Genomic DNA, 12,346 nt, shown 5'->3' on the forward strand with positions numbered 1-12,346 from the left:
TTACTTCCCTTTGGGATGAAAGAAGGCCTGAGGTTTGATGTCGTTCAGCGAGAAGGAGCCGTTTCCGAGAATGACCTGGCCGGCGGCAACCGTGAGGTCGCGAGCAACGCCAGAACCTTTCAGCAAACCAGCCCGTAGATCTGGGTCTGCATCCTTGTAGGACTGGCCGGCTTCCAGATGGCAACTATCGACCGTGATCGCGCCGAGGATCTGGCTTCCTGTTCCCAAGATTGTTTCCCCGAAAACCGCAGCACCGTTGAGATATCGGCCGTTGTCACCGACAACGATGCTGGCACCGGGTCGGTTCGTCTTTGCCGAAAAGCCACCTTCGCCAAACTGATTGATTGAACCGATGACAATAGGACCGGAAACCGCTTCAATTAGCGAGTTGCTGAAGAATGTATTGTTGTCGCCAATTGAGAGTTCACCCTGATCGCCGCAGAAGAGAGAAACACAAGGGAATATGATGTTCCCTGTACCGATCATTTGCCGTAGCCGAGATCAACACCGAGAAGGGGTCGAAGATGACATTGCCTCGCCGAACGAGGTCTTGAATGTCCCCAATGGTCATAAGGCCACGCAAGCGCCGAATTTCGTCTATGAAAGAGGGAAAGGTCACGTTCAGGCAACCTCTCGGGTCGTTGATGCCTCAAGGATCGGAAATTCATCGCACGGTCTGAGGGCGATATCCGGATTGTCGAGCCTATCGTGGATGTAAGACGCCAAGACGTCTGTGAGGTAAGGAGCTTCGGTCATCTTGCCGGGCAACACCACGACGTGACCGGGAATCGGCTCGCTGATGGCGATGTTGAGCGAACGGGCACCGGCAAGATCGGTCACGTAGTCGACCTTCACGCACGCTACGTTGAGAGAGTCGCGATCATCCCATGACGGGAAAATCCGGCGAATCCCGCGGCGCAGATTCTCCGCCCGCTCCGCGATCACATCATAGGTAGGTTCGGCACACAGCAATGCGTCTTCGTTGAATCCGATGATGCTCACGTCGCCATGGTGCATCATTGCCGCTTCATGCGGGTCCAGGAAGAAGACACCGGCATGCGCCAGTCGCTTGGTAACGACCAGATGGCTCTTCCAATACCGGATCGGCAGATCGATGCCGTGGCGTTTTCGGAAGATCTCCTTGGCGCCTATACCGGAGGAATAGACCACCTTGCTCGCAGTGAACGTCGTCCGTTCGCCAGTTTGGTCCCTGGTCACTACACTCTGGCCGTCGATCACCTCGATTTCTGAACCCAGATAGAATTTGCACCCAGACTTTTGTGCAAGCGCAAAGAGCTTGCGGTAAAGTATTCGGGTGTTGAAGCTGACATCCGCAACTTCAAAAATGCCCGGGACCTTCTTGAACGAAGCGTCCGGAACGATCCTTTCAGCCTCGGCCCGAGATATCGGCCGGTATCGGACGTTAGCCTCATCCCATCGGGAGATGACTTCCGAAAGCCTGTCTTTGTCCCGAACCAGTGCCAGCGGCAGAACATCTGCGTCTTCTACTGCTTCGGGCGAGAAGCGTCGCAACTGTTTGTGACCATAAATGCATCTCCGCGCGACCTGAATCGCGGCGGTACGATCACGGATGGATGAAGCATGATAGGTGCCCCTGTGGAGCCAACCTTCGTTTCTGGTTGACGGCCCAGAGGCAAGGGTTGTCTGCTTTTCGATAAGAGCAACCCGCAACCCCAAGTCACTTAGCTTCTGTGCGGCCATAAGGCCGGTGATTCCCCCGCCAATCAGCAGGACGTCGTAACTCAAATCCATAAATCCACCTGATGCAATTTTTTAGCCGACTTTCTTTTTGTGCAGCTGTGGATTGATAAGGCGTATTTTTACATGTGTCTATAGGTTGAGGAATTTTATGTGCGCACCCTACCGGGCGCCTGAGTTGATGGCGACAATGCCTTTCGGGAACCTTGCACCAAACTCTGGATTGATGGGACGCGACCGAGCGGACAGAAACAGCCGTATCAATTGTGGGCGGCGGTTCTGCGTCTGGCCTCGCCTGGACGCCACACGGCATTTCGGCGGCCGGATGGTTGCCGGCACGGCTCCAGCTGTCAGATGATCTCGTCCTCGTCGAAGAGGGTGTCGCGCTCGTGCGCCTCGCCCTCTTCGGCGACTGCCGGGCCAGCGGATGTCAGCTTTGCGACGTGGAACAGTGCATCGCCCTGGTTGACCACGGGCAGATGCGAATGACCGATGATCAGCCCGTCATGCGGGCTGTGCAGCTCGAATTCCGTATCGCCAAAGGGATCTGCGACGACGCCCAGCAGTTCACCCGCCGATGCCCGATGGCCAGACAGCTTCAGCGCCCGGAAGATCCCGCCTTCCGGCGCCCGGATCCAGAAGGACTTGCGTGAGTAGAGCGGCGTCTGACCGGCCTTCAACACCGGTTTCGGCGCCTGTCCGGGCAGCATGCCAAGCCGGTGCATGACCGCAACGATGCCCCGTTCCCCGACGCGGATCGCCTCTTCGTCAAAGCGCAGCGCCTCGCCGGCTTCGTACAGCAGCACATCCACGCCCATGGCCAGCGCCGTCTCGCGTAGCGAGCCATGGCGCAGGTTGGCCTCCATCACCAGCGGTGCACCGAAGGCATCGGCAAGCTCACGCATCCGTCCGCTGTAGCGTGCCACACGCACCTGCGGCAGGTTGGTCCGGTGCAGCGCGGCGGTGTGCAGGTCGATGCCGACATCGGAGCGGGCGACGATTTCCTTGCGGAACAGGTCTGCGAGCTGGGCGGCCAGCGACCCGCGTTCGGAGCCGGGGAACGAGCGGTTGAGATCACGCCGGTCCGGCAGATAGCGTGAATGCGAGATCAGGCCGTAGGCATTGACCACCGGAATGGCCAGCAGCGTTCCGGCGAGTCGGCTCAGCTGCGGCTTCTTGAGGATGCGGCGAATGATCTCGACGCCAAGAACCTCATCGCCATGCACGACGCCGGAGATGAACAGCACCGGCCCGGGCTTCTTGCCATGCACCACCTGCACCGGCAGCGTCATGGGTGTGTGGTTCGACAGCAGGCTGAAGGGCAGGTCCACCGTGCGCCGCTCGCCGGCGGCAATCTCGAAGGGCCCGATCTTGAAGGGATCGCGCCGCACGGTGTCTGTCATGTATCAGCCCTTGCCTTTGGTCTTGGTCTGGCCCGCCTTAGCGTCCTTCTCGATAAACTCGATGATTTTCCCGGCGACGTCCACCCCTGTCGCCTTTTCAATGCCTTCGAGGCCAGGAGAGGAGTTCACTTCCATCACCACGGGGCCGTGGTTGGAGCGCAGCATGTCGACGCCGGCCACGTTGAGCCCGAGCGCCTTGGCGGCCCGGATCGCGGTCGAGCGTTCCTCCGGAGTGATCTTGATGGCCTCGGCCGAGCCGCCGCGGTGCAGGTTCGATCGGAACTCTCCGATGCCGCCCGTGCGGCGCATCGAGGCGATCACCTTGCCGCCGATGACCAGCGCGCGGATGTCAGAGGAGCCGGCTTCCTTGATGTATTCCTGCACGAGGATGTTCACATTGGCGCCGCGGAAGGCCTCGACCACCGACTTCGCCGAGGACATGGTCTCGCCAAGCACCACGCCGATGCCCTGCGTTCCCTCCACCAGCTTGATGATCGCCGGCGCGCCGCCCACGAGCTTGATCACTTCCTCCGCCTGCTTCGGATCGTAGGCAAAGGCCGTCACCGGCAGGCCGATGCCCTCGCGGGCCAGGATCTGCAGCGCGCGCAGCTTGTCGCGGGAACGGCCTATGGCAACCGACTCATTGAGCGGATAGACGCCCATCATCTCGAACTGCCGCAGCACGGCGAGGCCGTAATAGGTCACCGACGCGCCGATGCGCGGGATCACGGCATCATATCCGGTAACCCGCTCGCCATTGTAGATCACCGAGGGCCGGTGGGACGTGATGTCCATGTAGCAGCGCAGGGTGTTGTAGATGTCGAGCGTATGGCCTCTCGCCTCAGCCGCCTCGACCAGGCGCTTGTGCGAATAGAGGCCCGGATTCCGGGCAAGCATGGCAAGGCGCATGGCAAGTCACTCTCCAGCGAGGAAGCAGCGCCAATATCCCAATTCCATGCGCGTCCGCTAGCGGGATTTTTGTGAAGGTTTTCTGACTCTTCGTCCGGCAAGAAAGCTTCTCGACGGATCAATGATGAGCCGGCTGTGCATTGCCGAGCGGCCCACAAGCATTGGCAGCTTCATGTCTGACCTGTCCGTCAGTGTCAGCTCGATCAGCCATTGTAATCCGGCAAAGGACAAAGTCGTGTGGATAGTCAGCCGCTGCTCTGCATGACCGGAGGAGGACTTCACCGTTCGAAGGTCAACGAGCGGGGCGGTGTGCTTCAGCACGCCGCTGGCATCGAGCGTGTCTTCATCTAGGTCGAAGTTGACATGCGGCCGGCCATCGATCTCGATCACCCGCGCCCGGGGCACATGCAGGGCCGAGGAGCGCGCGCCGGTATCGAACTTCGCCAGGAGGCGCGGCACGCCCAGATCCGGCAGGCTGACCCATTCCTTCCAGCCGACCACACGCTTGCCGTCAACTTCTGCCGGCGCGATGCCGTTGCGCGGAAGGATCGGATCGGTCGGCGTGGTCACGCAAAGGGCTCCAGTCTCGTTCGGACAGCCACGCCGATAGGCGCAATTGCCGCTTCGGTCAAACGGAATTGACGAGCCGCACCCGGACCAGGCCGCGCACGGAATTGCCGACATAGACCGGATCGCCCGTGGTCAGATCCGCCCGCGTCAGGTCGGCTTCTGCCGCAATCCGCCTCTCCAGCAGCGCCGCGCGCAGCGTGCCCGGCAGCACCCCGTGGCGCAGCGCCGGCGTCAGCAGCCGCCCGTTCCGTGCCACGAACAGCGTCGTGAAACTTCCTTCGGTGAGAAACCCGTCGCTGTTCTCGAAGATCACTTCCCGAAGACCCGGCTGCGCCGCCACCATGCGGCTGCGGGTGCCGTCGTAGTTCTCCCGGTTGGTGGTCTTGTGATAGTAGAAGCGGTCGCCGGCGTCGGTCCGCACATCCGCCAGGCACACATCCCAGACCTCGCCGGGGGCAATGGCCTCCATCGGCGCGTGGGTGATCTGGTGGCTGCCGTCGCTGGCCAGTTCCAGCCGCACCCGCGTCAGCCCGGCAAAGCCCGCTGCCACGCCCTGCAGCGCCGCGTCCACGGCGCCAAGATCACAGGTGAAGCCGAAATAGGCGGCCGACCCGGCCAGCCGGTCGAGATGCCGCTCCAGGAGCAGATAGCCCTCGTCCGGGCTCCAGCCGAGCGTCTCGATCAGCCCAAAGGCCGGCGGCTCGGCGGCTGTCAGGAACTTCAGCTTGAGCAGGCATTCGTCATACTCTGGCGCGGCACCGGAATCGAACACCACTCCGGACCCGACGCCTGCCTCGCCCAGTCCGGTGTCGCGCAGCACCAGCGTGCGGATCGCCACGTTGAAGCGGAAGTCGCCCGCCGGCGTCACATGGCCGATGGAGCCCGTATAAACCCCGCGCGGCCCGGTTTCCTCGGCCTTGATGATCTGCATCGCCGAGAGTTTCGGCGCTCCGGTGATCGAGCCGCAAGGGAACAAGTTGGCGATGATCTCGCCGAGGCCAACGCCGTCCTCCAGCTCGCCCTCGACGCCCGTCACCATCTGGTGCAGGCTCCTGTAGCGCTCGACCGCGAACACGTCATGCACGCTCACCGATCCGGGCTTGCAGACGCGCGACAGGTCGTTGCGCATCAGGTCGGCGATCATCACGTTCTCGGCCCGCTGCTTCGGGTCACCGGCAAGTGCTGCGGCAATCGCCGCATCCTCGCTGCCGTCGCGCCCGCGCGGGGCGGTGCCCTTCATGGGCCGCGTGCGCAGCCGCTGGCCTTCCCGCTCCAGGAACAGTTCCGGCGACAGCGACAGGATCGCCCGGTCCGCCAGCTGCAGGAATGCGCCATGCGCCACAGGCTGGCGCCGGATCAGCCGGGCAAACTGCGCCGCCGCCGGGCCTTCGTGGCGGAAGCGGGCCCGCATGGTCAGGTTGGCCTGATAGATGTCCCCCACCGCCAGATGGTGCTGCACAGCCGCGAAAGCCCGGGCATAGCGGGCCCTGTCCATGTCGTAGCTGAAGCTGTCGATCGTGCCCTCCAGCGGACCACTCGCCTGCCGCAGCACATCATCCAGCGCGTCCAGCGACAGGATCTCCGGAGCCTCATAGGCACCGAACCAGGCCAGCGGTTCGCCATCGGCCTGCCAGCTGGCTGCCAGCTTCGGCTCGAAGGCAAAGCCGAATTCATAGGCAAGGAACCCGGCCAGATGCGCGCCCGCAGCCCGCTCAGCCTCCAGCCTGGCCAGAAAGGCCTGCGCCTCGTCGAGCGCATGGCAGGTCAGCACCCGCTTCGGCTGCCGGAACACCAGCGCGCGCTTCGCCGTCAGCGCATCGACAAGGATGACCGTGCCCGGGCCAAGAAGGGAGGCCGGTGCTGCGGCGGGATCGGTCATGGAAAGCGTATCGGCCAAGGCAATCGCGTCATCTGATGTGGGTCGGGTCGACATGGGGCGCAACCGCCGCTCGCCAAGGGTTCCCCCGCTGTTTACACCGCTCCCCGCCCGCGTCAACGCCTCTTCCCGCCAACCAATGGCCGGTTTGCGGCTGTGCCTCCCGTGTCGCCCCGGGCGGAGCGAAGCGCAGACCCGGGGACTACTCGTTCGCAGAGCTTGAGTCGGGATCCCGGCGGATCGGAATTCCCCCTCTTTCGACCGCTCTGCGAGTGAGTAGGCCCCGGCCCTCGCGTTGCTCGGCCGGGGTGACACGGACCAAGGTGCGGACACGTCAGGAAGCGTTCAACGTAAAGCAACAAGCCGCCGCAGTTGCCCGCGGCGGCTTGTTCTTTTGGTCTGCGATGGGGCGCAGGTGCAACAAGCCCCGGTCCAACGGGCCGGGGCCTGACTTGTCCGGACCTCTCCGGGTCCGGGACAAACGGGGGGACGCTTACTCGCCGGAATGGGCGAGCAGCGAGGCGTTGCCGCCGGAGGCTGCGGTGTTGATCGACACCACCTGCTCCAGCGCGAAGCGCTGCAGATAGGCCGGGCCGCCTGCCTTCGGGCCGGTGCCGGAGAGCCCGGAGCCGCCGAAGGGCTGGGTGCCGACGACCGCGCCGATGGTGTTGCGGTTGACGTAGACGTTGCCGACCGACAGGCGGTCGACGACGCGCTTCACCGTCGCGTCGATGCGGCTATGCACGCCGAGCGTCAGGCCGTAGCCGGTGGCCGCAATGCTGTCGAGCATGGCGTCAAAGTCCTTGGCCTTGTAGCGCACCACATGCAGCACCGGGCCGAAGACCTCGCGGGTGAGATCTTCCGGACGGTCCAGCACCACGATATGCGGGGCGACATAGGTGCCGCCGGACAGCGCGCCGCCGGGCACCTTGCCGGCAAACTTGATGCGGCCGAGCTTGTCCATCTGGGAGAGGTGCGACAGGATGTTGTCGCGCGCCTCGGCGTCGATCACCGGACCGACATCCGTCGTCGTCAGGCGCGGATCGCCCAGTTCCAGCTCCTTGGCCGCACCCTCGATCATCTCGATCAGATGATCGGCAACGTCTTCCTGCAGATAGACGAGGCGCAGGGCCGAGCAGCGCTGGCCAGCCGAGCGGAAGGCCGAGGTGACAACGTCGTCGCAGACCTGTTCCGGCAGGGCCGTTGCGTCCACCAGCATGGCGTTGATGCCACCGGTCTCGGCGATCAGCGGCACGATGGGTCCGCGCTTGGTGGCAAGCGCGCCATTGATCGCCCAGGCGGTCTCGGTCGAACCGGTGAAGGCGACACCACCCACATGCGGGTGGCCGGTGAGCGCGGCGCCGACGCGGCCGTCGCCGGGCACGAACACTAGCGCGTCTTCCGGCACACCAGCCTCATGCAGCATCTTCACCGCCTCGAAGGCGACGAGCGGCGTCTGCTCTGCCGGCTTGGCGACCACGGCGTTGCCGGCCACGAGCGCTGCGGCCACCTGACCAAGGAAGATGGCCAGCGGGAAGTTCCAGGGCGAGATGCAGACGAACACGCCGCGGCCGCGCAGGCGGTAGCGGTTTTCCTCACCGGTCGGCCCCGGCATCAGCCGGCCTTCGCCGAACAGGCCACGGGCCTCGGCCGCGTAATAGCGGCAGAAGTCCACCGCCTCGCGGATCTCGGCAATGCCGTCGGACAGCGTCTTGCCGGCTTCCACAGCCAGCAGCGTCATCAGGCGGTCGCGCTTGGCTTCCATGAGGTCAGCCATCTTTTCCAGCGCGGCGGCACGGGTCTCGACCGGGGTGCGCGACCAGGCTTCAAAGCCCTTGGCGGCAACAACCATCGCGGAGGAGGCGAGAGACACATCGGCCTCGATCACTTCCCCGACGACCAGGCTGCCGTCGATGGGCGAGCGCAGCGGACGCGCAGCGCCAGTGGCCTCGTGGCCGGGAACCAGCGGGCGTGCCGTGCCAGCGGCAGGCCGACAGCCGCCATGCCGGCGAGGAGCTGCTGGCGCTCGGCTGCGTGGCCAAGTTCAAGGCCGGCAGAGTTGGCGCGCGAGCTGCCATAGAGGCCTTCGGGGCGCGGGATGGAACCGTTGCGGGCGCGGTCGCCCCCTTCGAGGATATCACCAGGACGTTGCAGCATCTGACCCACCGGGATGGAAGCGTCTCCGACGATGGAGACGAAGGAAGAATTGGCGCCGTTCTCGAGCAGGCGCCGGACGAGATAGGCGAGGAGATCCTTGTGGCCGCCGACCGGCGCATAGACGCGGCAGGGGAAGCCGTCGCGCTCGACCACGGACTTGTAGAGGCTCTCGCCCATGCCATGCAGGCGCTGGAACTCGTAGCCGCCCTGGTTGCCCGCCATTTCCTGGATCTGGGCAACGGTAAGGGCGTTGTGCGTGGCAAACTGCGGGTAGAGCACATCGCGCGCGGCCAGCATGCGGCGGGCGCAGGCGAGATAGGACAGGTCCGTCGCCGCCTTGCGGGAGAAGACCGGATAGTCGGCAAGGCCGCGCTCCTGTGCGCGCTTCACTTCCGTGTCCCAGTAGGCGCCCTTGACGAGGCGTACCATCAGGCGGCGGTTGTGCAGGCGGGCCAGATCAATCAGCCAGTCGATGACCTCGCGGCCACGCTTCTGGTAGGCCTGCACCGCGAGGCCGAAGCCGTCCCAGCCATCCAGCACCGGATGCGCGACGATGGCGGCGATAAGGTCGAGCGAGATCTCGAGACGGTCGGCCTCTTCCGCGTCGATGGTGAAGTTGAGATTGTAGCCGCGGGCCATCTTCACGAGGTCCAAGACCTTCGGCAGCAGCTCGGTCTCGACGCGCTTGCCCTTGGTCGCCTCATAGCGCGGATGCAGGGCCGACAGCTTGACGGAGATGCCCGGGCGGTCCGGCAGCGGCTTGTCGCCGGCGGCCTTGCCGATGGATTCGATGGCCGCCGCATAGGAGCGGAAATAGCGGTCGGCGTCGTCCTGGGTGCGGGCGCCTTCGCCCAGCATGTCATAGGAGAAGCGATAGCCCTTCGGCTCCTGGCCGCTGGCGCGCGACAGGGCCTTGGAAATCGTCTCGCCCAGAACGAACTGGTGGCCCAGCAGGCGCATCGCCTGCTTGGTTGCGGTGCGCACCGCCGGCATGCCGAGGCGCTTGACCAGCGAGGCCAGGATGGTGTCCGGCGTATCGCCCGGGTGCAGCAGGCGCGAGGTGACGCCCAGAGCCCAGGACGAGGCAGACACCAGCCAGGTATCGGACTTCATGCCGTCGCCTTCGCCAAATTTGGCAGCGGCCAGCTTGTCCTCGATCAGCTTGTCGGCGGTCGCCGCATCCGGCACGCGCAGCAGCGCCTCGGCCAGCACCATCATGGCAAGGCCTTCGCGGGTGGTCAGGCCAAACTCGCGCATGAAGTCCTCGACACCGCCAAGGCCCGAGCGCGTGGCGCGCATGGTCTGGATGTAGTCGGTGGCCTTGGCGTCGATGCGGGATTCGGCATCCGGCGACAGCCGCGTTTCGGCCAGCATGCGCTTGACGAGGTCGGCATCCTCCGGCGCGAAGTCAGCACGGAACGGGGGGGTGGAATCGAGAGCGCTTGCCGTTGTCACGAGACGTTACTCCGCTTCCGCCGCAGGACGCGGCGGGGACCTGATTTTCCGCGAAGATATCAGCGCATGTGCCTTCTTTTCCGGGTATTTTTGGCATAAAATCCGGGAAATTTAATTTTTGAGGCTGCCATGACTGAAAATTCCACGGATCTGGATCGGATCGACCGCAAGATCCTCGGCGTGCTGCAGACCGACGGCCGCATCACCACCACCGATCTGGCCGACAAGGTTGGCCTGTCCTCGACAGCGACCGCCGATCGGATGAAACGGCTGATCCGCGACGGCTACATCCTGCGCTTCACGGCGGAGCTGAACCCGCAGAAGCTCAATCTGTCGCTGCTGGTTTTCGTCGAGGTGAAGCTGGACAAGACGACGGCGGACGTCTTCGACGCCTTCGCCGCCGCCGTCTCGCGCTCTCCGGAGGTGCTGGAATGCCATATGGTGGCCGGTGGCTTCGATTATCTGGTGAAGAGCCGCGTGCGGGACATGACGCATTACCGGCAGTTTCTCGCCGAGGTGATCCTCAACCTGCCCGGCGTGCGCGAAACCCACACCTACGCGGTGATGGAGGACGTTAAGGACACGCACGTCCTTCCCATCTGACCCGGCCCATGCCAGCGTCACGGAGCTGTGTGTTGACCGTCATCGCGGCGCCAAGGCACGAAGACCTTTAGCAAATTTGAGAAATGTTCTGGGAGTTGTTTCGATGCAGGTGATCCGCCGCCGGTTTTTGCAGGGCCTCGCCACCGTCCCGCTAGCCCGTCTTATGCATGAGCTGTGAACCGTCCCGGGTTTTCCGGAGGCAGTTTCATTTGAGTCATGCAACCATATCGAGGGTCTTTTGGGCTGCATGGTAGTTGGCTTCGGCGTCTGCGGGCGGGATGTGCCTGAAGGGGCCGAACAGGCGGTTGTTGTGGAACCAATCGACCCAGCGCAGGGTCGCCATTTCGACGGCCGGCGCGCTCGGCCATGACCGCTGGCGCCAGATGACCTCGGCCTTGTAGAGGCCATTGATCGTCTCGGCCAAGGCGTTGTCGTAACTATCACCGACGCTTCCGACGGATGGCACGAGGTTCGCCTCAGCCAGGCGCTGGGTGTAGTTCATGGCAAGATATTGGGTTCCCCTGTCGCTATGATGGATCAGTCCATCCTCGGGGCCGGGCCTGCGGGCATGGATTGCCTGCTCCAGGGCATCGAGCACGAAGCCTGCCGTGGCGCTGATGCTGACTTTCCAGCCCACGATGCGCCGGGCATAGGCGTCGATCACGAAGGCGACGTAGACGAACCCGGTCCAGCTATGGACATAAGTGAAGTCGACCACCCACAGCGCATTGGGTCGACTGACGCGGAACTCCCGGTTGACCTGATCCAGTGGGCACTGTGCCTTCGGGGCGCTGATCGTGGTGACCGTAGTCTTGCCCCGGCGCACGCCAGCCAGGCCCATGGCGCGCATCAGCCGCTCCACGGTGCACTTGGCGACGGCGATCCCCTCCCGCCGCAGCTGGTGCCAGACTTTGCGCGTCCCGTAGAGGCCGAAGCTGTCCTCGTGAACACGCTTGATCTCTTGCCTGAGTTCATCGTCGGGCCGGACACGCGCCGGACACGCGCCGGACACGCGCCGGACACGCGCCGGACACGCGCCGGACACGGGCCGGACACGGGCCGGACGTCTGCCGGGGTCGGCAAGCTGGGCCGCATGCTCATGATAAGAGGAGGGGGCGATCGCCAGTTCACGGCAGATCGGCTCGATACCCAGTTCCTCACGGTGCGTGTCGATGAAGGACATCACCATTTGCCGTGGCGGTCGAGCTCCGCCTGCGCAAAATAAGCCGAAGCCTTGCGCAGGATCTCGTTGGCACGGCGAAGTTCCTTCACTTCGCGCTCCAATGCCCTGACCCGGTCCCGGTCGTTGACGGCCTGCGCCTTTGGCCCCGCTCGTCGGCCAGCCTCCTCCCGGCACCAGCGGCGCAGCGTCTTGGTCGTGCAGCCGATCTTGCCAGCAATCGAGGTCAGCGCCGCCCACTCCGACGGGTAATCCCCACGATGCTCCGCCACCATCCGCACGGCACGGTCGCGAAACTCACCCGAAAACTTGTTCCTTGTGGCGCTCATCTCAGCTCCTTCTCACAAATAGGAGCCTCCTGGAAAGCCGGGACGGTTCAATTGAGTCTGGAGCCTAAAATTTTGCCGCAGGGCCGCATGATCGGGACGATCAATTATGTTTACTTGAATCAAAAAATCAAGTATTAAAGATTGA

At 63.9% G+C, this 12,346-nt stretch carries 8 protein-coding genes, 1 pseudogene and 1 other annotated feature; of the genes and pseudogenes, 1 reads left to right on the top strand and 8 read right to left on the bottom strand.

Annotated elements, in window-relative coordinates; genetic code table 11:
• The 7 genes and pseudogenes from OVA12_RS17305 to putA all read right to left on the bottom strand — a co-directional run bounded on the left by OVA12_RS17305 (position 1) and on the right by putA (position 10,089).
• The gene (locus tag OVA12_RS17305; RefSeq protein WP_268139511.1) at positions 1-486 is read right to left on the bottom strand and encodes an AraC family transcriptional regulator; all 486 of its coding nucleotides are present in this window, start codon (positions 484-486) and stop codon (positions 1-3) included.
• A gap of 135 nt (positions 487-621) precedes the next feature.
• Positions 622-1,773 (bottom strand): NAD(P)/FAD-dependent oxidoreductase, encoded by a 1,152-nt coding sequence (locus OVA12_RS17310; RefSeq protein ID WP_268139512.1) that lies wholly within the window; start codon positions 1,771-1,773, stop codon positions 622-624.
• Positions 1,774-2,069: 296 nt separating this feature from the next.
• Entirely contained in the window at positions 2,070-3,122 is a 1,053-nt protein-coding gene (locus OVA12_RS17315) for a succinylglutamate desuccinylase/aspartoacylase family protein (RefSeq protein WP_268139513.1), read from the bottom strand.
• A 3-nt stretch (positions 3,123-3,125) separates the two neighbouring features.
• Positions 3,126-4,031 (bottom strand): 30S ribosomal protein S6--L-glutamate ligase, encoded by a 906-nt coding sequence (gene rimK, locus OVA12_RS17320; protein ID WP_268139514.1) that lies wholly within the window; start codon positions 4,029-4,031, stop codon positions 3,126-3,128.
• 57 nt (positions 4,032-4,088) lie between these two features.
• Positions 4,089-4,601, bottom strand: coding sequence for an ATP-dependent zinc protease family protein (locus OVA12_RS17325; protein ID WP_268139515.1), 513 nt, complete (start codon positions 4,599-4,601; stop codon positions 4,089-4,091).
• A gap of 58 nt (positions 4,602-4,659) precedes the next feature.
• Entirely contained in the window at positions 4,660-6,534 is a 1,875-nt protein-coding gene (pabB, locus tag OVA12_RS17330; RefSeq protein ID WP_268139516.1) for an aminodeoxychorismate synthase component I, read from the bottom strand.
• A gap of 436 nt (positions 6,535-6,970) precedes the next feature.
• Positions 6,971-10,089, bottom strand: a pseudogene (putA, locus tag OVA12_RS17335) (bifunctional proline dehydrogenase/L-glutamate gamma-semialdehyde dehydrogenase PutA).
• A 129-nt stretch (positions 10,090-10,218) separates the two neighbouring features.
• Here putA and OVA12_RS17340 point away from each other — a divergent pair.
• Complete coding sequence (locus OVA12_RS17340; RefSeq protein WP_106753875.1) at positions 10,219-10,692, top strand: Lrp/AsnC ligand binding domain-containing protein; 474 nt, start codon at positions 10,219-10,221, stop codon at positions 10,690-10,692.
• A gap of 214 nt (positions 10,693-10,906) precedes the next feature.
• Here OVA12_RS17340 and OVA12_RS17345 read toward each other — a convergent pair.
• Positions 10,907-12,201 (bottom strand): IS3 family transposase gene (locus OVA12_RS17345; RefSeq protein ID WP_442793891.1). Its coding sequence is split into 2 segments (ribosomal slippage): positions 10,907-11,913 and positions 11,913-12,201, totalling 1,296 coding nucleotides; the frame shifts between segments, so codons are not numbered across the junction.
• Positions 11,806-11,920: a sequence feature (AL1L pseudoknot), on the bottom strand. It overlaps the preceding gene by 115 nt.
• Positions 12,202-12,346: the final 145 nt, after the last annotated feature.

Origin of the sequence: Pannonibacter sp. SL95, from assembly GCF_026672425.1 — a bacterium.
GTDB lineage: Bacteria > Pseudomonadota > Alphaproteobacteria > Rhizobiales > Stappiaceae > Pannonibacter.